Annotated in this window: 25 protein-coding genes; 19 read left to right on the top strand and 6 right to left on the bottom strand. The window is 67.6% G+C overall.

Translation table 11 applies throughout. The features are described from left to right. Positions 1-162: 162 nt before the first annotated feature. The 5 genes from FFS49_RS39645 (at position 163) to FFS49_RS39665 (ending at position 5889) form a co-directional block, all read left to right on the top strand. Entirely contained in the window at positions 163-2001 is a 1839-nt protein-coding gene (locus tag FFS49_RS39645) for a phosphodiesterase (RefSeq protein WP_046196342.1), read from the top strand. A 363-nt stretch (positions 2002-2364) separates the two neighbouring features. Then, positions 2365-3384 (top strand): LacI family DNA-binding transcriptional regulator, encoded by a 1020-nt coding sequence (locus FFS49_RS39650; protein ID WP_039355370.1) that lies wholly within the window; start codon positions 2365-2367, stop codon positions 3382-3384. Further along, entirely contained in the window at positions 3381-4661 is a 1281-nt protein-coding gene (locus FFS49_RS39655) for an AGE family epimerase/isomerase (protein WP_071335200.1), read from the top strand. Before FFS49_RS39650 ends, FFS49_RS39655 begins: the two co-directional genes overlap by 4 nt. Beyond that, a complete protein-coding gene (locus tag FFS49_RS39660; RefSeq protein ID WP_105817585.1) occupies positions 4658-5566 on the top strand; it encodes a carbohydrate kinase in 909 nt (302 codons plus the stop codon). Before FFS49_RS39655 ends, FFS49_RS39660 begins: the two co-directional genes overlap by 4 nt. Before the next feature lie 101 nt (positions 5567-5667). Continuing rightward, the gene (locus FFS49_RS39665; RefSeq protein ID WP_039355365.1) at positions 5668-5889 is read left to right on the top strand and encodes a hypothetical protein; all 222 of its coding nucleotides are present in this window, start codon (positions 5668-5670) and stop codon (positions 5887-5889) included. A gap of 22 nt (positions 5890-5911) precedes the next feature. On the opposite strand, the gene FFS49_RS39670 is transcribed toward FFS49_RS39665, so the two are convergent. Then, positions 5912-6106: a DUF2905 domain-containing protein gene (locus tag FFS49_RS39670; RefSeq protein ID WP_039355363.1), complete on the bottom strand. Its 195-nt coding sequence runs from the start codon at positions 6104-6106 to the stop codon at positions 5912-5914. Positions 6107-6117: 11 nt separating this feature from the next. Then, positions 6118-7311 carry an SAM-dependent methyltransferase gene (locus FFS49_RS39675; RefSeq protein WP_105817589.1) on the bottom strand — a complete coding sequence of 398 codons (1194 nt, stop codon included), beginning with the start codon at positions 7309-7311 and terminating at the stop codon, positions 6118-6120. 13 nt (positions 7312-7324) lie between these two features. Here FFS49_RS39675 and FFS49_RS39680 point away from each other — a divergent pair, with 13 nt between their 5' ends. The 7 genes from FFS49_RS39680 to FFS49_RS39710 all read left to right on the top strand — a co-directional run bounded on the left by FFS49_RS39680 (position 7325) and on the right by FFS49_RS39710 (position 13631). Beyond that, positions 7325-8068, top strand: a complete 744-nt coding sequence (locus FFS49_RS39680; protein WP_047852306.1) for an SDR family oxidoreductase — start codon at positions 7325-7327, stop codon at positions 8066-8068. Positions 8069-8146: 78 nt separating this feature from the next. Next, on the top strand, positions 8147-8551 hold the full coding sequence (locus FFS49_RS39685) for a dihydroneopterin aldolase (protein ID WP_039355357.1): 405 nt from the start codon (positions 8147-8149) through the stop codon (positions 8549-8551). Beyond that, complete coding sequence (ttcA, locus tag FFS49_RS39690) at positions 8548-9543, top strand: tRNA 2-thiocytidine(32) synthetase TtcA (protein ID WP_105817586.1); 996 nt, start codon at positions 8548-8550, stop codon at positions 9541-9543. The genes FFS49_RS39685 and ttcA overlap by 4 nt, the downstream gene beginning before the upstream one ends. 134 nt (positions 9544-9677) lie before the next feature. After that, positions 9678-11039: a bifunctional UDP-N-acetylglucosamine diphosphorylase/glucosamine-1-phosphate N-acetyltransferase GlmU gene (glmU, locus tag FFS49_RS39695; protein WP_105817587.1), complete on the top strand. Its 1362-nt coding sequence runs from the start codon at positions 9678-9680 to the stop codon at positions 11037-11039. A gap of 50 nt (positions 11040-11089) precedes the next feature. Further along, entirely contained in the window at positions 11090-12907 is a 1818-nt protein-coding gene (glmS, locus tag FFS49_RS39700; protein ID WP_071335205.1) for a glutamine--fructose-6-phosphate transaminase (isomerizing), read from the top strand. Positions 12908-12951: 44 nt separating this feature from the next. Continuing rightward, positions 12952-13413 (top strand): hypothetical protein, encoded by a 462-nt coding sequence (locus FFS49_RS39705; protein ID WP_105817588.1) that lies wholly within the window; start codon positions 12952-12954, stop codon positions 13411-13413. Next, positions 13413-13631: a hypothetical protein gene (locus FFS49_RS39710; protein ID WP_021162109.1), complete on the top strand. Its 219-nt coding sequence runs from the start codon at positions 13413-13415 to the stop codon at positions 13629-13631. Before FFS49_RS39705 ends, FFS49_RS39710 begins: the two co-directional genes overlap by 1 nt. Before the next feature lie 71 nt (positions 13632-13702). Here FFS49_RS39710 and FFS49_RS39715 read toward each other — a convergent pair whose 3' ends face one another. Together FFS49_RS39715 and FFS49_RS39720 are read right to left on the bottom strand one after the other, a co-directional pair. Beyond that, entirely contained in the window at positions 13703-14539 is an 837-nt protein-coding gene (locus tag FFS49_RS39715; RefSeq protein ID WP_039355345.1) for an FTR1 family protein, read from the bottom strand. A 12-nt stretch (positions 14540-14551) separates the two neighbouring features. Further along, positions 14552-14884 (bottom strand): cupredoxin domain-containing protein, encoded by a 333-nt coding sequence (locus FFS49_RS39720; RefSeq protein WP_039355343.1) that lies wholly within the window; start codon positions 14882-14884, stop codon positions 14552-14554. Between the two features lie 330 nt (positions 14885-15214). Here FFS49_RS39720 and FFS49_RS39725 point away from each other — a divergent pair, with 330 nt between their 5' ends. Next, positions 15215-15415, top strand: coding sequence for a heavy-metal-associated domain-containing protein (locus tag FFS49_RS39725; protein WP_011353438.1), 201 nt, complete (start codon positions 15215-15217; stop codon positions 15413-15415). A gap of 63 nt (positions 15416-15478) precedes the next feature. Here the strand turns inward: FFS49_RS39725 and FFS49_RS39730 are convergent, their stop codons facing one another. Continuing rightward, a complete protein-coding gene (locus tag FFS49_RS39730) occupies positions 15479-16969 on the bottom strand; it encodes an aldehyde dehydrogenase (RefSeq protein WP_039355341.1) in 1491 nt (496 codons plus the stop codon). Between the two features lie 96 nt (positions 16970-17065). Then, the gene (locus FFS49_RS39735) at positions 17066-17617 is read right to left on the bottom strand and encodes a cupin domain-containing protein (protein WP_039355404.1); all 552 of its coding nucleotides are present in this window, start codon (positions 17615-17617) and stop codon (positions 17066-17068) included. A 455-nt stretch (positions 17618-18072) separates the two neighbouring features. Between FFS49_RS39735 and FFS49_RS42825 the strand changes: the two genes are divergently transcribed. The 6 genes from FFS49_RS42825 to FFS49_RS39765 form a co-directional block, all read left to right on the top strand. Next, positions 18073-18258 carry a hypothetical protein gene (locus FFS49_RS42825; protein WP_039355339.1) on the top strand — a complete coding sequence of 62 codons (186 nt, stop codon included), beginning with the start codon at positions 18073-18075 and terminating at the stop codon, positions 18256-18258. A gap of 283 nt (positions 18259-18541) precedes the next feature. Next, a complete protein-coding gene (locus FFS49_RS39745) occupies positions 18542-19330 on the top strand; it encodes a gamma-glutamyl-gamma-aminobutyrate hydrolase family protein (RefSeq protein WP_039355337.1) in 789 nt (262 codons plus the stop codon). A 27-nt stretch (positions 19331-19357) separates the two neighbouring features. Continuing rightward, entirely contained in the window at positions 19358-20695 is a 1338-nt protein-coding gene (locus FFS49_RS39750) for a glutamine synthetase family protein (protein WP_039355335.1), read from the top strand. Positions 20696-20732: 37 nt separating this feature from the next. Next, positions 20733-22175: an aspartate aminotransferase family protein gene (locus tag FFS49_RS39755; RefSeq protein ID WP_039355333.1), complete on the top strand. Its 1443-nt coding sequence runs from the start codon at positions 20733-20735 to the stop codon at positions 22173-22175. A 63-nt stretch (positions 22176-22238) separates the two neighbouring features. Next, complete coding sequence (locus FFS49_RS39760) at positions 22239-23357, top strand: polyamine ABC transporter substrate-binding protein (RefSeq protein WP_039355331.1); 1119 nt, start codon at positions 22239-22241, stop codon at positions 23355-23357. A 187-nt stretch (positions 23358-23544) separates the two neighbouring features. Then, the coding region (locus FFS49_RS39765) for an ATP-binding cassette domain-containing protein (RefSeq protein WP_137951062.1) at positions 23545-23761 on the top strand (217 nt) is incomplete at its 3' end.

A 23761-nucleotide genomic window follows, 5' to 3' on the forward strand; every position in this document is an offset into this window, starting at 1 on the left:
CCTTCCCGCCTTCCCGCTTTCCCGCCTTCCCGCCCTTCGCGCCGCACCGCCATTCCAAGCGCGATGCACCATCAGCGCCCATCGCGTCACGAAATCTTCATTCAATTCTCCGCGGGCGATGCCGTTAAGTCGGGCGTCCTGTCGATTCGGCTGCCCTCGCCCATGCCCGCGCCCCACCCCGACTCCGCTGCCGTCAGCATCACGCGCCTGATCGCGGATCGCGCGCTCGCCGCCGTCTTCCAGCCGATCGTCGATCTCGGGTCGGGGACGGTCGTGGGCTACGAGGGCCTGATACGCGGCCCGCACGGCACGGACCTCGAGCCGCCCGCCGCGCTGTTCGCGCAGGCCGCGCGCGAAGGCGAAACGATCGCGCTCGAACAGGCGGCCGCGCTCACCTGCCTCGACGCGTTCGCGGCGCTCGGCTGCGACGGCAAGCTGTTCCTCAACTTCAGCGCCGGGACGATCCTGAAGCTCGCGAGCGAACGCGAGCGTGCGCGCCAGCTCCTCGTGCGCGCGCGGATCGGCGCCGAGCGCATCGTGATCGAGCTGACCGAGCAGAATGCGATTCCCGATGTCGCCCAGATCGGGCCGGCCGTCGCGTCGCTGCGCGACGCCGGCATCCAGTTCGCGCTCGACGACTACGGCACCGCGAACGCGAGCATGAACCTGTGGCTGCGCCTGAATCCGGACGTCGTGAAGATCGACCGCTTCTTCATCCACGACATCGCGCGCGACCCGCTGAAGTTCGAAGCCGTGAAGGCGATGCAGCACTTCGCGCAGGCGAGCGGCGCGAAACTGATCGCGGAAGGCATCGAGAACGAATGCGACCTGATCGTCGTGCGCGACATGGGCATCTGCTGCGTGCAGGGCTTCCTGCTCGGCCGGCCCAACGCGCAGCCGTCGCGGGTCGTCGCGCCGGCAGCGCGCGATGCGATCCGCGCGCCGCACATCGCGGTGTTTCCCGGCGCGACGCGCTCGGTGCGGCCGGCCGGCACGATCGCCGGAAAGATGCTCGTGCCGGCGCCGGCATTGCCGCGCGACGCGACCAGCAACGACGTGCTCGACCTGTTCAACCGGATGCCCGACCTGCATGCGGTCGCGCTCGTCGAACGCGGGCGGCCCGTCGCGCTCGTGAATCGCCGCGGCTTCATCGACCGCTTCGCACTGCCGTACCACCGCGAGGTGTTCGGAAAGAAGCCATGCCTGCAGTTCGCGAACGATGCGCCGCTGATGATCGACAACGCGACGACCTTCGAGCAGCTCGCGATGCTGCTCGCGAGCCACGACCAGCGCTATCTCGCGGACGGCTTCGTGATCACCGAGCACGGCCGCTACGTCGGGCTCGGCACCGGCGAGAGCCTGGTGCGCGCGGTGACCGAGATGCGGATCGAGGCCGCGCGCTACGCGAATCCGCTGACGTTCCTGCCCGGCAACATCCCGATCAGCGCGCACATCGACCGGCTGCTCCAGCGCGACGCCGGTTTTCATGCGTGCTACGTCGACCTGAACCAGTTCAAGCCGTTCAACGACCAGTACGGCTACTGGCAGGGCGACGAGGTGCTGAAGTTTGCGGCGACGGTGCTGGCCGGCGTGTGCGACCCGCAGCGCGACTTTCTCGGGCACGTCGGCGGCGACGATTTCCTCGTGCTGTTCCAGCGCGACGACTGGCGCGAACGCGCCGCCGACGCGATCGCCCGCTTCAACGAGGGCGCGCAGCTCTTTTACACGCAGGCCGACCGGCAAGCGGGCGGGCTGCACGGCGAGGACCGCCACGGCAACCCGGCGTTCTTCGGCTTCGTGACGATGGCGATCGGCGCGGTCGGCGTGGCGCCCGGCGCGCACGGCGCGAAGCGCTACGGCAGCGACGAGATCGCGTCGGTCGCCGCGCTCGCGAAGCGGCGGGCGAAACAGCAGCCGGACGGGCTCGCGGTCGTCGACCTCGACGCGGGCCGCGCCGCGCTGCGCCATCGCGGCGAGCCGCCGGCCGTGGCAATCCGCTGAACGGCGGGCGACGACCGCTTGCAGACACGGCGGCGCCCGGCGCGGCGATGGCGGTCATTCACCCGCCAGCCAACCGGACCGTTAGTTGCACACCGGCTTCGCGGTGGCCCGCGGAGGCGATCGGGGCACCGCCCAGCGAACGCATGAAGCCAGCCCGCTTGCCGCCCGTTTCCCGCTCGCGAGGCGCGCGCATGTCCACCTTGCCTTTTTCGCGTTTTGTTTAGTATTTTTAGTAACGGCGTTTTCGCAGATTAGCGCTTAAAACCCGGGAATTTGCGGGTATTCCCCGGCTATCCGGCCCGAATTCCGCAATACGTTTTACTATACAATCGCTTTCACCCTAAACAAACCGGACCCCGAACGATGGGTACGACCATTCGCGATGTGGCGCGGGCGGCAGAGGTCTCGATCGGCACCGTCTCCCGCGCGCTGAAAAACCAGCCGGGCCTCTCCGAAGCCACGCGTGCGCGCATCGTCGAGATCGCGCAGCGGCTCGGCTACGATCCCGCGCAACTGCGGCCGCGCATCCGCCGGCTCACCTTCCTGCTGCATCGCCAGCACAACCGCTTTCCGGCCAGCCCGTTCTTCTCGCACGTGCTGCACGGCGTCGAGGACGCGTGCCGCGAGCGTGGCATCGTGCCGACGCTGCTCACGGTCGGGCCGAACGACGACGTGCTGCGCCAGATGCGCCCGCACGCGCCCGACGCGATCGCGGTGGCCGGCTTCATCGAGCCCGAGACGATCGAGGCGCTCGCCGCGACCGGCCGCCCGCTCGTGCTGATCGACCTGTGGGCGCCCGGGCTGCGCTCGGTGAACATCGACAACGCGACGGGCGCGGCGCTCGCGATGCGCCACCTGCTCGCCACCGGCCGCACGCGGATCGCGTTCATCGGCGGCTCGCCCGCGCACTACAGCATCGCTCAGCGCGCGATCGGCTACCGGCGCGCGTTCTTCGAGGCCGGGCGGCTGTTCGATCCCGCGTACGAAGTGACGATCGATGCGGGGCTCGATCCCGACACCGGCGCCGCGCGGGCGATGGAGCAGTTGCTCGACGCGCCGGGCCCGCGCCCGGAAGCCGTCTTCGCGTACAACGACGCGGCCGCGCTCGCCGCGCAGCGCGTGTGCACCGCGCGCGGGCTGCGCATTCCCGACGACATCGCGATCGTCGGCTTCGACAACATCCCCGCTGCCGCGCACGCGAGCCCGCCGCTCACGACGCTCGCGGTCGACAAGGAGGCGCTCGGCCGCCGCGGCGTCGAGCTGCTGCTCGCGGAAGCGCCCGAGCGCACCGAGATTTCCCTGCCCGTCGAGCTGATCGTGCGGGCCAGCAGCCAGCCCGCCGGCTCCCCGGCACTCGATACCGCCACGGTCACCGAATCATGAACATGCCCCCGGTCCAACCCTGCACGGCCGCGCCGGCCGCCCACACGCAAGCCGCGCCGTTCGTCGCGAGCTTTCGCGACCCGTCGTTCCTGCTGTCGCACATCGAGGACACGCTGCGCTTCTACGCCACGAACGCATTCGACCCGACGGGCGGCTTCTACCACTACTTCCGCGACGACGGCAGCATCTACAACCGCACGTCGCGCCACCTCGTCAGCAGTTGCCGGTTCGTCTTCAACTACGCGATGGCGTACCGGCATTTCGGCGATCCGCGCCACCTGGAATACGCGCGCCACGGGCTGCGCTTCCTGCGCGAAGCGCACTGGGACGACGAACGGCAGGGCTACGACTGGGAACTCGACTGGCGCGACGGCGCGAAGCGCTCGACCCTCGACGGCACGCGCCACTGCTACGGGCTCGCGTTCGTGCTGCTCGCGGCCGCGCACGCGACGATGGCCGGCATCGACGAGGCCCGCCCGCTGATCGCGGCCACCTTCGAGCTCGCCGAGCACCGTTTCTGGGATGCGGCCGCGGGCCTCTATGCGGACGACGCGACGCCGAACTGGGTCGTGTCGTCGTACCGCGGCCAGAACGCGAACATGCACATGACGGAGGCACTGCTCGCCGCGTACGAGGCGACCGGCCACCTCACGTACCTCGATCGCGCGGAAAAGCTCGCGTCCCACGTGACGCAGCGCCAGGCCGCGCTGTCGGGCGGGCTCGTGTGGGAGCACTACCATGCGGACTGGTCGGTCGACTGGGACTACAACAAGGAAGACAGCTCGAACATCTTCCGTCCGTGGGGCTTCCAGCCCGGGCACCAGACCGAATGGGCGAAGCTGCTGCTGATCCTCGAGCGGCACCGCCCGCTCGACTGGCTCGTGCCGCGCGCGGCCGAGCTGTTCGACGCCGCGCTCACGCACGCGTGGGACACCGATCACGGCGGCCTGTGTTACGGCTTCGGCCCCGACTTCACGATCTGCGACCACAACAAGTATTTCTGGGTGCAGGCGGAAACCTTCGCGGCCGCCGCGATGCTCGGCGCGCGCACCGGCAGCGAACGCTTCTGGGACTGGTACGACGAGATCTGGCGCTACAGCTGGGCGCACTTCGTCGATCACCGCTACGGCGCGTGGTACCGCATCCTCACCTGCGACAACCGCAAGTACAGCGACGAGAAGAGCCCGGCCGGCAAGACCGACTATCACACGATGGGCGCGTGCTACGACGTGCTCGCGACCCTCGCGCGTGCGCAGCGCAGCGAGCCGACGCAATGAGCGGCGGCACGTTTCCGGCTTTCGTGTCGGCGGGCGACATCCTCACCGACATGGTGCGCGCGGGTGACGCGCAATGGACCTCGGTGCCGGGCGGCGCCGGCTGGAACGTCGCGCGCGCGGTTGCGCGGCTCGGCGTGCCGAGCGCGCTCGCGGGCTCGATCGGCGAAGACTGCTTCTCCGACGTGCTGTGGCGCACGAGCGAAGCGGCGGGGCTCGACCTGCGCTTCCTGCAGCGCGTCGCGCGGCCGCCGCTGCTCGCGATCGTCCACGAGACCCGCCCGCCCGCGTACTTCTTCATCGGCGAAGCGAGCGCGGATCTCGCGTTCGATCCGGCGCGACTGCCGGCCGGCTGGACCGACCACGTGCAATGGGCGCATTTCGGCTGCATCAGCCTCGTGCGCGAACCGCTCGCGGGCACGCTGGCCGCGCTCGCGGCCGACCTGCACGCGCGCGGCGTGAAGATCAGCTTCGACCCGAACGTCCGGAACCTGATGACGGCCGCGTTCCGGCCGACGCTCGAAAAGATGGCCGCGCTCGCCGACCTGATCAAGGTGTCCGACGAGGACCTGCGGCACCTGTTCGGCGGCGACGGCCCCGACGCGATTGGCGCGGTGCGCGCGCTGAACCCGCGCGCGGCGGTGCTCGTCACGCGCGGCGCACAGGCGGCGACGCTCTACGCGGACGGCGACGTGCATGAAGCCAGCCCGCCGCGCGTCGAGGTGGCCGACACCGTCGGCGCGGGCGACGCGTCGATCGGCGGCATGCTGTTCAGCCTGATGGCCGCGCCGCAGCGATCGTGGCGCGAGCATCTCGTGTTCGCGCTGGCGGCGGGCGCCGCGGCGTGCCGCCATACGGGCGCGCACGCGCCGACGCTCGACGAGGTCGTCGCACTGATCGAACGATGACGGGACGGAGGGCGACCGGACCCCGTTCGGTCACCGATAAGCGGCGCTGTACATGCTGCGCCGCAGTGCTACGATGAAGTGTCCTTTTGCGGGAGAGCACGATGGACACCAACACGTTCACGAAGGGCATCTACACGGCCAAGGCGCATACCCAGCAAGTGGGCAACGGGCAGTTCCAGGGTTACGTGATCCTCGCGCGGGACGACGGGGACGACACCGAGAACACGCGCTACGACGTCCACTCGACGAGCCCCAGCGAGGAGGAAGCGTTCGACGAGGCGAAGGCGCTCGCGCACCGGATCCTCGGCGAAATCGAGCTGTAACACGCCGCCATTCAGGCGCGGCTCAGAGCAGCCGCGCCACCATCGACAGCAGCATCGTCAGCACCAGCGTCGACATGAACGGGAACGGGTAGCGCCGCCCGCCGAGCGTCAGCGTGACGTCGCCCGGCATCCGCCCGATGCCGAGCTTGCCGAGCCACGGCCAGCAGCGCGTCAGGATCATCACCGCGACGAACGACGTCATCAGCCAGCGCAGCATGTCGGCTCCCGTCAGAGGGCGTGCGAGCGGTCGCCGCGCGCGAACGCGTCGAGCGTGCCGTCGATGCCGCGCGAGAACGCGATCACCTTGAACAGCTCGCCCATCTCGGCTTCGGAAATCAGCTTCTGCACCGCGTTCGCGGCCGGCAGGAAGGCGTGGATGTCCGACGGATCGATCGCGGACAACGCGTCGGTGATGCCCGCGTTCAGCAGGAAGCGCGCCTGCGACGTGTAACCGAGCAAATCGGCGCCAGTCGCCACAGCCGCGTCGTAGATGCCGGTGAATTCGACGTGCGCGGTGATGTCCTGCAGCCCCGGGTACAGGAACGGGTCGTCGTGCGCGTGGTGACGGTAGTGGCACATCAGCGTGCCGCGGTCGCGCTGCGGGTGGTAGTACTCGTGCGCGGGAAAGCCGTAGTCGACCAGCAGCACCGCGCCGCGCCCGAGCATCGTACAGACGGTGCGCGTGAACGCCAGCGCGGCCTCGTGCGTCTCGGTCACGTAGCCGTCCGCCGCATCGTCCAGGCCCGCGAGCACCGGCGGCAGGCCGGCCGGTGCGGCCGGCCGGTCCTCGAACACGAACGCCTGCTGCGCGTCGAGCGCAACACCGCGCTCGCGCCATGCGCCGCCCGCCTTCGCGAACAGGCGCACCGGCATCGCATCGAGCACCTCGTTGCCGACCACGACACCGTCGAACCGCTCGGGCAGCGCGTCGAGCCAGCGCACCTTCGCGGCGAGCGCCGGGGCGGCGGCCGTGATCGTGTCGCGCTGCCGCTCGCGCAGCTCGCCCGAGAGATCGACGATCAGGTAGGCGTCGAGTTCGACGCCCAGCGCGTCGAGTGCCGCGAGCAACCCGGCCGCGAGCTTGCCCGTGCCGGCGCCGAATTCCATCACGCTGCGCGTGCCGCTCGCCGCGAGCGCTTCCGCGACCGGTTGCGCGAGCGTCTGCGCGAACAGCGGCGACAGCTCGGGCGCGGTGACGAAGTCGCTGCCGTCATCGGCACGGCGCCCGAACTTGCGCGCGCCGCCGCTGTAATAGCCGAGGCCGGGCGCATACAACGCGCGCTCCATGAAGCGGTCGAACGGCAGCCAGCCGCCGGCCGCCGCGATCTCGTCGCGCAATTGCGCGGCGAGGGTTTCGGACTGCGCGAGCGCGTCAGGGCCGGGAGCAGGTAAACTAGCGGGTTCGTGAGCTTTCGGGTTCATCCCGGCATTGTAAATGACCGTTTCAGCCGATACGTCGACCCAGCGCGTGGCGCTCGTCACAGGTGCCCTGGGCAGCGCAGCCGACGCCGCGTCGATCGGTCGTGCGCTCGCCACGGGATTCGCCCGGCGCGGCTGGGACGTCGCGCTGCAGCGCAGCCACGGCACGCCGCATGCGGCGGCCGACGCACTCGTCGCCGAAGTCGCGGCGCTGGGCCGCCGCGCGGTCGTGCTCGACGCCGATCTGGCCCTGGAGGCCGACGCCGCCGGACTCGTCGCCGCGTGCGGCGCGGCGCTCGGCCGGCCCGCGTGCGCGGTGTTCGTGAGTGCCAGCGCCGGCGCCGACGACGCGCACACGGTGGACGGCGCATCGCTCGCCGGCGCCCTCGCGCGCAACGTGACCGCGCCGCTCGCGCTGGCCCGCGCGCTCGCCGATGCGACGCCCGACGCCGCGCGCGAGCACGAAGCGCTGCGCGCGTGCGCGATCCACGTGCTGGATCAGGCCCTGTTTCACCCGGCACCCGCGCAGATGTCGCACGCGCTGATGCAGGCCGCGCTGAACCGCGCGACGTCGGCGCTGGCGCTGGCGCTCGCGCCGAAGGTGCGGGTCGCGGCGCTCGTGCGCGGCCACGCGCCGCACGCGGACGACATCGCGGCAGCCGCCTGCTATCTCGCGAGCGCGCCCGGCGTCACCGGCGCGACGCTGACCGTCGACGGCGGCGAGCACCTCGTGCCGCCCGCCGCCGGCCCGAATGAATGAACTGCGCGGAACGCGCGGCCTGACTGCCGCCGCCCGCGCCGCTTTGCGTGTGCGCACGCCAATTTGACTGGGACGACCATGTTTTCCGCTCTCCTGCACCCCCGCCTCGCGGACTGCCGCAGGCTCTACCTGCGCGACTACGAAGTGCACATCAACATCGGTGCCTTCGAACACGAGAAGCGCGGCGAGCAGCGCGTCGTCATCAATATCGACCTGTTCGTGCCGCTCGCGCTGTCCACCCCCGTCGACGACCGGCTGCATGAAATCGTCGACTACGATCTGATGAAGCAGAGCGTCACGCAATGCCTGGCGCGCGGCCACATCCACCTGCAGGAAACGCTGTGCGACGCGATCGCCGCGCGCCTGCTGGCGCACGATGCCGTGCGCGCGGTACGCGTCTGTACCGAGAAACCGGACGCTTATCCGGACTGCGACGCCGTCGGCGTCGAAGTCTTTCGCATCAAGGACGAGGAGCGCACATGAACGCCCCCCACATGAATGACATGACGGCCGATGCCGCCACCCTCGACACGCCCGCCGCGCCGGCCGGCCGCCCGGCGCTGACGCGTCGCGAGCAGAAGGACGCGTACGAGAACAACAAGCTGTTCAAGCGGATCGTGCGCCAGGTCGGCCAGGCGATCGGCGACTTCAACATGATCGAGCAAGGCGACAAGGTGATGGTGTGCCTGTCGGGCGGCAAGGACAGCTATGCGATGCTCGACGTGCTGCTGCGCCTGCGCGAACGCGCGCCGATCGATTTCGACATCGTCGCGGTGAACCTCGACCAGAAGCAGCCGGGCTTCCCCGAGCACGTGCTGCCGGAATACCTGAAACAGGTCGGCGTGCCGTTCCACATCGAGAACCAGGACACCTACAGCATCGTCAAGCGGCTCGTGCCCGAGGGCAAGACGACCTGCTCGCTGTGCTCGCGGCTGCGCCGCGGGATCCTGTACCGCGTGGCCGGCGAGCTCGGCGCGACCAAGATCGCGCTCGGCCACCATCGTGACGACATCGTGCAGACGCTGCTGCTCAACATGTTCTACGGCGGCAAGCTGAAGGGGATGCCGCCGAAGCTGCAGTCGGACGACGGCAAGAACATCGTGATCCGCCCGCTCGCGTACGTGAAGGAAACCGATCTCGAGAAATACGCGGAACTGCGCGAATTCCCGATCATCCCGTGCAACCTGTGCGGCAGCCAGCCGAACCTGAAGCGCGCGGAAATGAAGGCGCTGATCCGCGAATGGGACAAGCGCTTCCCGGGCCGCGTCGAGAACATGTTCAACGCGCTCGCGAAGGTCGTGCCGTCGCACCTGATGGACACGACGCTGTACCCGTTCCAGTCGCTGCGCGCGACGGGCGAGGCCGATCCGCAGGGCGATATCGCGTTCGACGAGGAGCCGTGCGCGTCGGGCGACGACAGCGCCGCGCCGGGTAGCGCCCAACCGATCTCGATCGTCCAGTTCGACGATCTGTAAGCAGGGACCGAACACCCGCCGAAACCGGGGCCGGCGGCCTCGTTTCGGCGTTGTCGCCCCGCTGCGACAGGCCCGGAGCGACAAGGGCCGCGTGCTAAAATGGACGGCTTCGAACTCTGACCCAAGCGCGCGCCATGAATATCGTGATTTTGGCGGCAGGCACCGGCAAGCGCATGCGTTCCGCGCTGCCGAAAGTGCTTCACCCGCTGGCCGGCAGGCCGCTCCTCTCCCACGTCATCGACACCGCGCGCACGCTGCAGCCGTCCCGGCTCGTCGTCGTCGTCGGTCATGGCGCCGAGCAGGTCCAGGCCGCCGTCGCCGCACCCGACGTCCAGTTCGCGGTGCAGGCCGAACAGCTCGGCACCGGCCACGCGGTGCGCCAGGCACTGCCGCTCCTCGATCCCGCGCAACCGACGCTCGTGCTGTACGGCGACGTGCCGCTCACGCGCGCGTCGACCTTGCAGCGCCTCGTCGACGCCGCACGCGAAGGCCGTTACGGGATTCTGACGGTCACCCTCGACGATCCGACCGGCTATGGCCGCATCGTGCGCGACGCGGCCGGCTTCGTCACGCGCATCGTCGAACAGAAGGACGCGTCGCCCGAACAGTTGAAGATCGCCGAGATCAACACCGGCATCATCGTCACGCCCACGGCCCAGCTGTCGATGTGGCTCGGCGCGCTGAGGAACGAGAACGCGCAGGGCGAGTACTACCTGACCGACGTCGTCGAACTGGCGATCGAGGCCGGTTTCGACGTCGTTACCGCGCAGCCCGACGAGGAATGGGAAACGCTCGGCGTGAACAGCAAGGCGCAGCTCGCCGAGCTCGAGCGCATCCACCAGCGCAACATCGCCGACGCACTGCTCGTCGACGGCGTCACGCTCGCCGATCCGGCGCGCGTCGACGTGCGCGGCACGCTGCGCTGCGGCCGCGACGTGTCGATCGACGTGAACTGCGTGTTCGAAGGCAACGTGACGCTCGCCGACAACGTGACGATCGGCGCGAACTGCGTGATCCGCAACGCGTCGGTCGGCGCGGGCACACGCATCGACACGTTCACGCACATCGACGGCGCCGAGCTGGGCGCGCACACCGTGATCGGCCCGTACGCGCGGCTGCGCCCCGGCGCGCAGCTCGCGGACGAAGCGCACGTGGGCAACTTCGTCGAGGTGAAGAACGCGGTGATCGGCCACGGCTCGAAGGCGAACCACCTCACCTACATCGGCGACGCCGACATCGGCGCGCGCGTGAACATCGGCGCGGGCACGATCACCTGCAACTACGACGGCGCGAACAAGTTCCGCACCGTGATCGAGGACGACGTGTTCGTCGGCTCCGATACGCAGCTCGTCGCGCCCGTGCGCGTCGGCCGCGGCGTGACGATCGCCGCCGGCACGACGATCTGGAAGGACGTGGCCGACGGCCTGCTCGCGTTGAACGAGAAGACCCAGACCGCAAAGAGCGGCTACGTCCGCCCGGTCAAGAAGAAAACTTAACATCACGCGGGTGCCGTACGGCGCCCGCTTCCCTATGGAAGGTAGATTTCATGTGCGGCATTGTCGGCGCAGTTGCGCAGCGTAATATCGTTCCGGTGCTGATCGAAGGTTTGCGGCGCCTCGAATACCGTGGCTATGATTCGTGCGGCGTCGCCGTGCTCGAGCCGGACGCACCGAAGCGCGCGCGCAGCGTCGCGCGCGTCGCCGATCTCGACGCGCAGGTGAGCGAATCGCACCTCGAAGGCACCACCGGCGTCGCGCACACCCGCTGGGCGACGCACGGCGCGCCCGTCACGCACAACGCGCACCCGATCTTCTCGTCGAATGCGCTCGCGCTCGTGCACAACGGCATCATCGAGAACTTCGAATCGCTGCGCGACGCGCTGCGCGCGAAGGGCTACGAGTTCGTGTCGCAGACCGACACCGAAGTGATCGCCCACCTCGTGCACAGCCTGTATCGCGGCAACCTGTTCGACGCGGTGCGCGAAGCGGTCGGCCAGCTGCACGGTGCGTATGCGATCGCCGTGATCCACAAGGACCAGCCGCACACCGTCGTCGGTGCGCGCCAGGGTTCGCCGCTCGTGGTCGGCCACGGCGACGGCGAGAACTTCCTCGCGTCCGACGCGCTCGCACTCGCGGGCAGCACCGACCACTTCACGTTCCTCGAGGAAGGCGACGTGTGCGAGCTGTCGCTCGACGGCGTGAAGATCGTCGACCGCAACGGCGCCACCGCGCAGCGCGAGATCCGCGTGGTCAGCGCGTACGGCGGAGCGGTCGAACTCGGGCCGTATCGTCACTTCATGCAGAAGGAAATCTTCGAGCAGCCGCGCGCGATCAGCGATACCGTGCCGCAGGCGGACGCATTCGACGCGACGCTGTTCGGCGACGCCGCGCCCGCCGCGTTCGCAGACATCGACAGCCTGCTGATCCTCGCGTGCGGAACGAGCTACTACTCGGGCCTGACCGCGAAATACTGGCTCGAATCGATCGCGAAGATCCCGACGCAGGTCGAAATCGCCAGCGAGTACCGCTACCGCGAATCGGTGCCGAACCCGCGCCAGCTCGTGCTGGTGATCTCGCAGTCGGGCGAGACGGCCGACACGCTCGCGGCGCTCAAGCATGCGCAGTCGCTCGGCCACACGCACACGCTCGCGGTCTGCAACGTCGCGACGAGCGCGATGGTGCGCCTCACCGAGATGCAGTTCCTGACGCACGCGGGCACCGAGATCGGCGTCGCGTCGACGAAGGCGTTCACGACGCAGCTCGTCGCACTGTTCGTGCTGGCGGCCACGCTCGGCAAGCTGCGCGGGCACGTCGATGCCGCGCAGGAAGCGGAATTCCTGAAGCAGCTGCGCCACCTGCCGGCCGCGCTGAACAGCGTGCTCGCGCTGGAGCCCCAGATCATCGCGTGGTCGGAGGAATTCGCGCGCAAGGAAAACGCGCTGTTCCTCGGCCGCGGGCTGCACTACCCGATCGCGCTCGAAGGCGCGCTGAAGCTGAAGGAAATCTCGTACATCCACGCCGAGGCCTATCCGGCCGGCGAACTGAAGCACGGGCCGCTCGCGCTCGTCACGGAAGCGATGCCGGTCGTCACGGTCGCGCCGAACGACACGCTGCTCGAGAAGCTGAAGTCGAACATGCAGGAAGTGCGTGCGCGCGGCGGCGAGCTGTACGTGTTCGCCGATGCCGACACGCAGATCGTCAACGACGACGGCCTGCACGTGATCCGGATGCCGGAGCACTACGGGCAACTGTCGCCGATCCTGCACGTCGTGCCGCTGCAATTGCTTGCGTATCACACCGCGTGCGCACGCGGCACCGACGTCGACAAGCCGCGCAACCTCGCGAAGTCGGTGACGGTGGAATAAGGCGGGACGCCGGTCCGCGTGCCGGCGAGATAGACGGAGAGACAATGGCAAGACTGATTGGATGTGGTGTGCTGGCGCTGACGTTCGCGTCGACGGGCTGGGCCGCCGAGCATTACGTCGAGGTCTGGAATCCGCCCGAGGCGCGGCAGCCGGCAGCCCACGCGCCGGAAGCCCGTACCCCGGCCACGCACACGGGCGCCGACGCACGCGCCGGCAAGAGCGCGGAGAAGCACGCGAATGCCACCCCGAAAGCCGCGGCGAAGCCGCACAAGCGCCGCGTCGTGCAGGCCGTGAAAGCCGATTCGCATCGTCCGCCCGCGGCCGAGGCGCCGGCCGCTCCGCGCCCCGTTGCGCAGCCCGCAGCGGGACGCCTGACGGTGATGCAGCCGGCTGCGCCCGATGCGCCGCACGCACTGAGTTACTCCAACATCCCGCGTCAATACACACCGGACGGCAACGTGCTGCAGGTCGGCACGCACGGCCGCGCCGCGGAGGTGACTCGATAATGGAAGCGCAGACCTACCACGGCTACCAGATCTGGGGCCACGCGATCCTGCAGCAGGACGAGATCCTGCAGCCCGAGCGCTTCGCGGCGAGCGGCACGATCACGCAGAACAACAAGCTGGTCGAGGCATCCGGCGTGCTCGGCGTGTTCGACACCGAGGACGACGCGCGCGAAGCGGGGCTCGAATGGGCTCGCGCCTGGATCGACAGCCACCGCTGAGCACGCGCGGCGTGCGCACATGAAAAAAAGGGGCGTCATGGACGCCCCTTTCCTGTTCGAACCCGTGCAACTCAAGCCGCGGGCCGTGGCGGCCGAATCGCCGTCTGCGGCCGGCCGACCAGCCGCGCCAGCCCGACGATCGTGGCCAGCGTCGCGAGATACGCGACGATCTGGATGCCCGCCGGGCGCGCGGTATAGCCGATCAGCGTATGCAGCGCCTTGCCGACGAGGCTCGAATCCTTGAGCAGCCACGACGTATCCCAGATCGCATCGCCCCACGACGGCACGAGGCCCGCCGAGAGCAGGAAGCCGACGCACTGGCTCGCCATCCCCGCCGCGAGCAGCACGATCAGCCAGTTGGTGACGGTGAACAGGCGTTTCAGCGGAATCTGCAGCAGGCCCGCATACATCCCGTAGCCGAGCCCGGCGCCGCCAAGCACACCCAGCAGCCCGCCGACGATCATCTGCGGCGTCTGCCCCGGATCGCCCGCCGCGATGCCGTACAGGAACAGCACGGCCTCGGAGCCTTCGCGCAGCACCGCGACGCCGACCACGATCGCCAGCCCCGTCAGCGGCTTGCTGCCGTCCGCGACGGCGCGCCCGACCGCGTTCATCTGCATCGCCATCTCGCGGCCGTGCCGGCTCATCCAGATGCTGTGCCACGCGAGCATCAGCGTCGCGACGAACATCACGCCCGCGTTGAACACCTCCTGCCCCATGCCGGACGCCCACTGCGAAATCACGTCGGCAAACGCGGCGATCAGGCCGGCGCCGATCACGCCGCCAACCAGCCCGCCGCCGACCCACCAGCCGCGCCGCGGCACGCCCTTGGTGGCGGCCATCACGATCGACACCACCAGCGCGGCCTCGAGCACTTCACGAAAGACGATCAGGGCAGTAGACAACATGGCGATATGGGCTTATTTGACGGTCAGGTGCGTCTTCGACTGCGCTTCGTGATACTCGTCGTGGAATTCGTACGTGCCGGCCTTCAGCGGCCCGACCATGATTTCCACCGACTTGCCCGCGGGCACGACCTTCTCCGCCTTGAAGTCGTCGCTCTCGAATTCGGCAGGCGTCGCGTCGAGGTTCTTCACGACGAACTTCACCTTCTTGCCGGCGGGGATCGTCACGCCGTCCGGCGAAAACTTGTGGTCCTTCAGGGTCAGGTTGACGACATCGTCGGCCGCGAATGCGGACGTTGCCGATGCGCCCAGCAGGGCCAGCGCGAAGCCGAAAGCGAAACGATTCATGAGGGTAACGAATTGAAATATCGAAGAGAACCGATATTAAGATCGATTCGCATTTTCAACTCGCGTACCCTTACTGGCGACATGGTGATCATGCTTCATGGATCGCCGCCGCGCTTTGTCCGGCAAGGCGCCCGCCCCGAAAGGCGCGGCATGCTTCGCCGTCAATCGGGACAAGTTCCGAATGACGTCAAAGGATCGATCGCGATTCATCAGACTTCACGTTTACAACATACTGTCGCCGCCGCGAGGCGACACGCGTACGCTTGACCTTCCCACCGTGACAAGCTTCACGCTGTCGATGCTTGTCAATCGTCAACTCAGGAGAACACGATGGAATTCGAAGTCCAGGACATGACCTGCGGCGGCTGCGCCAATGCCATCACGCGCGCGGTGACGGCCGCCGATCCCGCCGCGAAGCTCGACATCGACGTCGCGGCGAAGATCGTCAAGGTCGAATCGGCGCAAGGCGCCGAGCGCGTGCAGTCGATCATCGAGGCCGCCGGCTTCCACCCCGCGCTGCGCGCCGCATAACGCCGCACACTGCCAACCGCGGGCACGCCGCCGACCGGCGCTGCGCCCGCGGCCGGTTGCGCGTCAGCGCAGCCGGATCAGCGTCGACTTCAGCTCGGTGTATTTCTCGAGCGCGTGCAGCGACTTGTCGCGGCCGTTGCCCGACTGCTTGTAGCCGCCGAACGGGAAGTTCATGTCGCCGCCCTCGTCGTAGCAGTTCACCCAGACGGTGCCCGCACGCAGCCGGCGCGACACGTCGTGCGCGGTCGTCAGGTTCGACGTCCACACGGCTGCGGCCAGCCCGTATTCGGTGTCGTTCGCGATCCGCACGGCCTCGTCGACGTCGTCGAACACGATCACCGACAGCACGGGCCCGAAGATCTCCTCGCGCGCGATCTTCGCATCGGGCTTCACCTCGAACACCGTCGGCTCCACGTAGAAGCCGCCCGTTTCCGCCTTCACGCGCGCACCGCCCGTGACGAGCCGGCCTTCGCTGCGCCCGGCTTCGATATAGCCGAGCACCCGCTCGAGCTGGATGCCGTCGACGATCGCGCCCATCGACACCGACGGGTCGAGCGGATTGCCGGGCACGTACGCGCGCGCGGCCGCGACGAGCTTCTCGATGAACGCGTCCTTGATGTCGCGATGCACGAGCAGCCGCGAACCCGCCGTGCACATCTCGCCCATGTTGTAGAAGATCGCGCCGGCAGCCGCCTGCGCCGCGCGGTCGAGATCGGGGCAATCGGGCAGCACGATGTTCGGCGACTTGCCGCCGAGTTCGAGCCACGCGCGCTTCAGGTTCGACTGCGCGGCGTACTGCATGATCAGCTTGCCGACCGCCGTCGAGCCCGTGAACGCGATGCAGTCGACGTCGCGATGCAGCGCAAGCAGCTTGCCCGGCTCGCCCGCGCCCGGCACGACGTTGAACACGCCGGCCGGCATGCCGGCCTCGACCGCGAGCTGCGCGACACGGATCGCGGTCAGCGGCGATTTCTCCGACGGCTTCAGCACGACGCTGTTGCCCGCCGCGAGCGCGGGGCCGAATTTCCACGCGGCCATCAGGATCGGGAAGTTCCACGGCACGACGGCGGCCACCACGCCGACCGGCTCGCGCGTGACGAGACCGACGAGATGATGATCGGCCGGCGCAACCTCGCCACCGACCTTGTCGATCGCTTCCGCGAACCATTCGACGCAATACGCGGCGCCCGGCACGTCGACCGTCGTCGTGTCGCCGATCGGCTTGCCGGCGTCGAGCGTTTCGAGCAGCGACAGCTCGTCGAGATGCTCGCGCATCAGCGCGGCCCAGCGCAGCAGCACGGCCTTGCGCGCACGCGGGTTCAGCCCGGCCCACACGCCTGCGTCGAACGCACGGCGCGCGGCAGCAACGGCCGCGTTCACGTCGGCTTCGCCGCAATCCGCGACCTTCACGAGCACGCGGCCGTCGATCGGGCTCACGCAGTCGAACGTCTTGCCGCCGTGCGCGTCGCGCAACGCGCCGTCGATGAATGCGCGCCCTTCGATCTCGAGCGACGCCGCCTTGTCCTGCCAGTCAGCCAAAGTCAACTTGTTCATCAGGATGCCTCAGTTTTTTGGCATTCGCGATGCGGCACGCCGCTGCGCATGACGCGCAGCCGGCCGGCAGCGAATGCAGTGACGCGCGGGGGAAGGTCAGAAGGTCGCCGGCGAATTGGCCGAGACGACCTCGCAGATCAGGTCCGCGCTGGGATTGCGAAAACGGTGCGGCAAACGGCTTTCGAAGTAGTAGCCGTCTCCGGGGTCGAGCAGCCACGTTGCGCCGTCGACGGTCAGCTCGAGCCGCCCCGACACGACGACACCGCCCTCGTGCCCCGCGTGCACGAGCATCTCGGGCCCCGTATCGGCCTGCGGCTGATAGATCTCGCGCAGGATGCACATGTTGCGGTCCTTCATGCTCGCGCCGACCAGGTGAAACGCGAGCGTGTCGTTGCCGAGGTTCGGCATCTCGTCGCGACGCGACACGACAGCGCGCGACTCGATCAGCTCGAACGTGAAGAACTCCGCGAGACTCATCGGGATGCATTCGAGCAGCTTCTTCAGCGAACCGACCGACGGGCTCACGCGGCCCTGTTCGATCAGCGAGATCGTGCCGTTGGTCACGCCGGCCCGCTTCGCGAGTTCGCGCTGCGACAGGCCCTGCTTGTTGCGCACGAAACGCAGGCGCTCGGCGACTTCGGTGGACATCGATTCGGTTTCGGACACGATAAGTGCGATGACAAAGTGAAACGACGCGGTGGACAGCCGTTGAATATTCTAATCACTTTATGCCGCGCATCAGCGGGGAAAACCCTGAAAGGCGTTCGAAATAATGAACAGCCCGTCGAGTATTCCTTTTGCGAATCTTTTGTTCGCACTGCTCGGGAAAGCCCTGATGCAGCACCGTTAAAAAACATTTGACGCCGTTTTTGGCTCGTATATGCTGGCTCTCAGGTTAGCGTCATCGAACGTTCATCGGCAGCAAAAAACGTTATTGCAACGCAAAAATTGATGCCCATCAATGTAAATAACGCGTAACCGGCACCTTGATTATTTTAAACGCCCAGCGCGTCGAAACGGTCAGGTGTTCAATACTTTCAACAACCCAGTCGAGTGTAATCGTGAGAGTCCGTGGCCCTCTGGTGAGGTGGGATCGAGGCGATGTGCGAAGTTTGCGCAGCGCGTCGTCCGCTTCCGACGACGGCAGTTGCGGCTGGCATAGTCCTCGCCTGCTTCACCTGTCGATCTACACCATCCTGTCCCGTCGTTCCGTTCGGCGTCACAACGCTGTTTCCGCACGCGCATTCGTCGCCGTCGACACCGACGAAGTGGCGTCGCTGCTGCCGTAGCGCCTCTCCTTTCTTTACGTCGTTCGTTTCATCTGCTGATTCGCCAACCGCATTGTCCGTGCGGTGACGGAACGCGTTCGCGCATGCATTGCCGCGTCGCGACTCGCAAAGAAACGAACGACGGCCTGATCGTCGCGCGCAGCGCGGATCGCCACGCCATCCCGTTGCGCCCATTCACCAGCGGCCTTGCATCTTGCGCAAGGCTGCGGGGCTGTTGCACGCCGGCGTTTCGCCACATCCGGCAAGCAGGACGCAACAACCCTCCGGATAACTGATTGACGTCATGGATAGAAGGAAACCCCTCGTCGGCATCACCGCCGACCACACGCAAATCGGCGCACACGCGTCGCATACGGTCGGCGACAAGTACGTCGCCGCGATCGTCGACGGCGCGCAAGCGTTCGCGATGGTGCTGCCCGCGCTCGGCGAGCGCCAGTCGGCCGACGACGTACTCGACACGGTCGACGGCCTGCTGTTTACCGGCAGCTACTCGAACGTCGAGCCGCATCGGTACGGCGGCGAACCGAGCGCACCGGGCACGAAGCACGACCCGGCCCGCGACGCGACCACGCTGCCGCTGCTGCGCGCGGCGATCGCCGCGGGCGTGCCCGTGCTGGCCGTCTGCCGCGGCTTCCAGGAGCTGAACGTCGCCTGCGGCGGCACGCTGCACCAGCGCGTGCACGAAGTGCCGGGCCTCGCCGATCACCGCGAGGACGACGACGCGCCGATGGATACGCAGTACGGCCCCGCGCACGTCGTGCGCCTGACGCCCGGCGGCAAGCTGCACGCGCTCGCCGGCGGCCGCGACGAAGTGCACGTGAACTCGCTGCACAAGCAGGGCATCGCCCAGCTCGGCTCCGGCCTCGCCGTCGAAGCCGTCGCGCCGGACGGGCTGATCGAAGCCGTGAGCGTCGTCGATGCACCGGCCTTCGCCCTCGCCGTGCAGTGGCACCCGGAATGGCGCCATGCGCAGGACCCGCTGTCGAGCGCGATCTTCCGCGCCTTCGGCGATGCCTGCCGCGCCCGCCGCGCTGCCCGAACGCGCGCCATGGCCGCCGCCGCGCTCGCCTGAGCGCCGACCAAACCAACGAGAACAGACATGCAAGACATCGAAGATTTTCTGAAGCAGCACCGGATCACTGAAGTCGAAGCGATCATTCCCGACATGGCCGGCATCGCGCGCGGCAAGATCACGCCGCGCAACAAGTTCACGTCCGGCGAATCGATGCGCCTGCCGCAGGCCGTGATGGTGCAGACCGTCACCGGCGAATATCCGGAAGACGGCTCGCTGACCGGCGTGACCGACCCCGACATGGTGTGCGTGCCCGACACGTCGACGATCCGCCTGATTCCGTGGGCCGTCGACCCGACCGCGCAGGTGATCCACGACTGCGTGCACTTCGACGGCTCGCCGGTCGAGATCTCGCCGCGCTACGTGCTGCGCCGCGTGCTCGACCTGTACAAGGCGAAGGGCTGGAAGCCGGTCGTCGCGCCGGAACTCGAGTTCTACCTGGTCGACATGAACAAGGATCCCGACCTGCCGCTGCGCCCGCCGGTCGGCCGCACGGGCCGCCCCGAAACGGGCCGCCAGTCGTATTCGATCGAGGCCGTCAACGAGTTCGACCCGCTGTTCGAGGACATCTACGAGTACTGCGAAGCGCAGAACCTCGACATCGACACGCTGATCCACGAAGTCGGCGCGGCGCAGATGGAGATCAACTTCATGCACGGCGACGCGCTGTCGCTGGCCGACCAGGTGTTCCTGTTCAAGCGCACGGTGCGCGAGGCCGCGCTGCGTCACAACATGTACGCGACGTTCATGGCCAAGCCGATGGAAGACGAACCGGGCTCGGCGATGCACGTGCACCAGAGCATCGTCGACGAGGAAACGGGCCAGAACCTGTTCACGTCGCAGGAAACCGGCGGCGCAACGTCGATGTTCTACAACTACCTCGCGGGGCTGCAGAAGTACACGCCGGCGCTGATGCCGATCTTCGCGCCGTACATCAACTCGTACCGCCGCCTGTCGCGCTTCATGGCCGCGCCGATCAACGTGCAGTGGGGCTACGACAACCGCACGGTCGGCTTCCGCATCCCGCACTCGGGCCCGTCGGCGCGCCGCATCGAAAACCGCATTCCGGGTGTCGACTGCAACCCGTACCTCGCACTCGCCGCGACGCTCGCCGCCGGCTATCTCGGCATGACCCAGCGCCTGGAGCCGACCGAGCCGCTCGTCAGCGACGGCTACGAGCTGCCGTACCAGCTGCCGCGCAACCTCGAGGAAGGGCTGACGCTGATGGCCGCCTGCGAGCCGCTCGGCGAGATCCTCGGCCACAAGTTCCTGAAGGCGTATTTCGCGCTGAAGGAAACCGAATACGAAGCGTTCTTCCGCGTGATCAGCTCGTGGGAACGCCGCCATCTGCTGCTGCACGTCTGAGCGTGCACCCGACCGAATACGGAATCACGGAGGAAACATGACGTACCGCAACGAATCAGCCTGGGTCCAGCCGGCCGCACCGAGCGCCACGGCCGCCGCACCGCGCGCGACGCAGGCACGCACGACCGCCGAATACCGCGCGCTCGACGCCGCGCACCACATCCACCCGTTCTCGGACATGGGCGCGCTGAACCGTGCGGGCAGCCGCGTGATCGTGAAGGCCGACGGCGTCTACCTGTGGGACTCGGACGGCAACAAGGTGATCGACGGGATGGCCGGCCTCTGGTGCGTGAACGTCGGCTACGGCCGCAAGGAACTCGCCGACGCCGCGTATCGCCAGATCCAGGAACTGCCGTTCTACAACACGTTCTTCAAGACCACGCACCCGCCGGTGATCGAACTCTCCGCGATGCTCGCGGAAGTGACGCCCGCCGGCTTCAACCACTTCTTCTACTGCAACAGCGGCTCGGAAGGCAACGACACCGTGCTGCGCCTCGTGCACCAGTACTGGCGCGTGCAGGGCCAGCCGCAGAAGAAGTATGTGATCTCGCGCAAGAACGGCTATCACGGCTCGACGATCGCGGGCGGCACGCTCGGCGGAATGGGCTACATGCACGAGCAGATGCCGTCGAAGGTCGAGAACATCGTGCACATCGACCAGCCGTATTTCTTCGGTGAAGCGGCGGCCGGCGAAACGCCGGAAGCGTTCGGCCTGGCGCGCGCACAACAGCTCGAAGCGAAGATCCTCGAACTCGGCGCGGAGAACGTCGCGGCATTCATCGGCGAGCCGTTCCAGGGCGCGGGCGGCGTGATCTTTCCGCCGTCGACGTACTGGCCGGAAATCCAGCGCATCTGCCGCAAGTACGACATCCTGCTGGTGGCCGACGAAGTGATCGGCGGCTTCGGCCGTACCGGCGAATGGTTCGCACACCAGCACTTCGGTTTCGAACCCGATCTCATCACGATGGCCAAGGGCCTCACGTCGGGTTATGTGCCGATGGGTGCCGTCGGCATTCACGAGCGCGTGGCGCGGCCGATCATCGACAACGGCGAATTCAACCACGGCCTCACGTACTCGGGCCACCCGGTCGCGGCGGCCGTCGCGGTCGCGAACCTGAAGCTGCTGCGCGACGAAGGGATCGTCGAGCGCGTGAAGAACGACACGGGCCCGTACTTCCAGGCGCTGATGCGCGAAACCTTCGCACGTCACCCGATCGTCGGCGAGGTGCACGGCCACGGCCTCGTCGCGAGCCTGCAGCTCGCCGAATCGCCGGCCGAACGCCGCCGCTTCGCGAACGGCGGCGACGTCGGCACGATCTGCCGCGACTTCTGCTTCAACGGCAACCTGATCATGCGCGCGACCGGCGACCGGATGCTGCTGTCGCCGCCGCTCGTGATCTCGCGCCAGGAAATCGATGAACTCGTATCGAAGGCGAAAAAAGCAGTCGATGCAACCGCCCAGCAACTGGGTATTTCGTAACGGTTTTTGCCTACAGGCGTGCGGCGGGCGCTGCACGCCGCCATAACCCAAGGGAATTCCACCATGCGTGCCTGCATTCTTCGCCAAGCCTGTTCCGTTGCCGCCCTTGCCGCCGCGGCTGCGTTCACGTCGGTCGCCAGCCCGACGGCACACGCGGCCGACGAGCTGAACGTCTACAACTGGTCCGACTACATCGCACCCGACACGATCCCGAACTTCCAGAAACAGACGGGCATCCACGTCAAGTACGACAACTACGACAGCGACGACACGCTTCAGGCGAAGCTGCTGGCCGGCAGTTCGGGCTACGACATCGTCGTGCCGACGTCGAACTACATGGCCAAGCAGATCCAGGCCGGCGTGTACCAGAAGCTCGACAAGTCGAAGCTGCCGAACCTCGCGAACCTCGACCCGCTGCTGATGAAGATGATCTCGGACGCCGATCCGGGCAACCAGTACGGCGTGCCCTGGGCCTACGGCACGGACGGCATCGGCTACAACGCACAGGCGGTGAAGAAGGCCCTCGGCGACAAGGCGCCGGTCGACAGCTGGGCGCTCGTGTTCGACCCGGCCAACATGGAAAAGCTGAAAGGCTGCGGCGTGTCGTTCCTCGACCAGGCCGTCGACGTGTTCGCCGCCACGCTGCAATACATGGGCAAGGATCCGAACAGCAAGAATCCCGGCGATTACCAGGCTGCGTTCGAAGTCCTGAAGAAAGTCCGCCCGTACATCACCCAGTTCAACTCGTCCGGCTACATCAACGACCTCGCGAACAACGATGTGTGCGTCGCGCTCGGCTGGTCGGGTGACGTCGGCATCGCGCACCGCCGTTCGTCGGAAGCGAAGCGTTCGTACGACATCAAGTTCTCGAACCCGAAGGAAGGCGGCCTGCTGTGGTTCGACGTGATGGTGATCCCGAAGGATGCGCCGCACCCCGAGGCCGCGCTGAAGTGGATCAACTACGTGTCCGATCCGAAGGTCAACGCGGCGATCACCAACACGGTGTTCTACCCGACCGCGAACAAGGCCGCGCACCAGTTCGTCACGCCGGCCGTCGCACAGGACCCGACCGTCTACCCGCCTGAAGACGTGCTGAAGAAGATGGTGCTGATGAAGCCGATGCCGGCCGACATCCTGCGCCTCGAGAACCGTCTGTGGGCCCAGCTGAAGACCGGCCACTGATCGCCTGAATTCCGTCGGCGCAGGCGTCTGTTATCGCCTGCCCGCCTGAGATCCGCGGACCTCCGTCCGCCCGCGCGCGCCGCGCGCACTGTTCCATCCGGCGCGAGCCGTCGTCCGCGAGTCGCGCCATGCGCCTCGCGCGGAGACCCTCACGCCTGCAATCCGTGAAGAACGAATGGTGAATCCCATGCAATCGATACCCTCTTCCGCTGCTGCACGACAGACCCAACCGGCCCCCGCGGCCCGTACGCAAAACGACGCCTTCGTACGCATCGAAAACGTCGTGAAGAAATTCGGCGACAGCACCGCTGTCGACAACGTGAACCTGACGATCGCGAAGAACGAGCTGTTCGCGCTGCTCGGCAGCTCGGGCTGCGGCAAGTCCACGTTGCTGCGCATGCTCG

Origin of the sequence: Burkholderia sp. 4NA327C6, assembly GCF_005502655.1 — a bacterium.
GTDB classification, from domain to species: domain Bacteria; phylum Pseudomonadota; class Gammaproteobacteria; order Burkholderiales; family Burkholderiaceae; genus Burkholderia; species Burkholderia contaminans.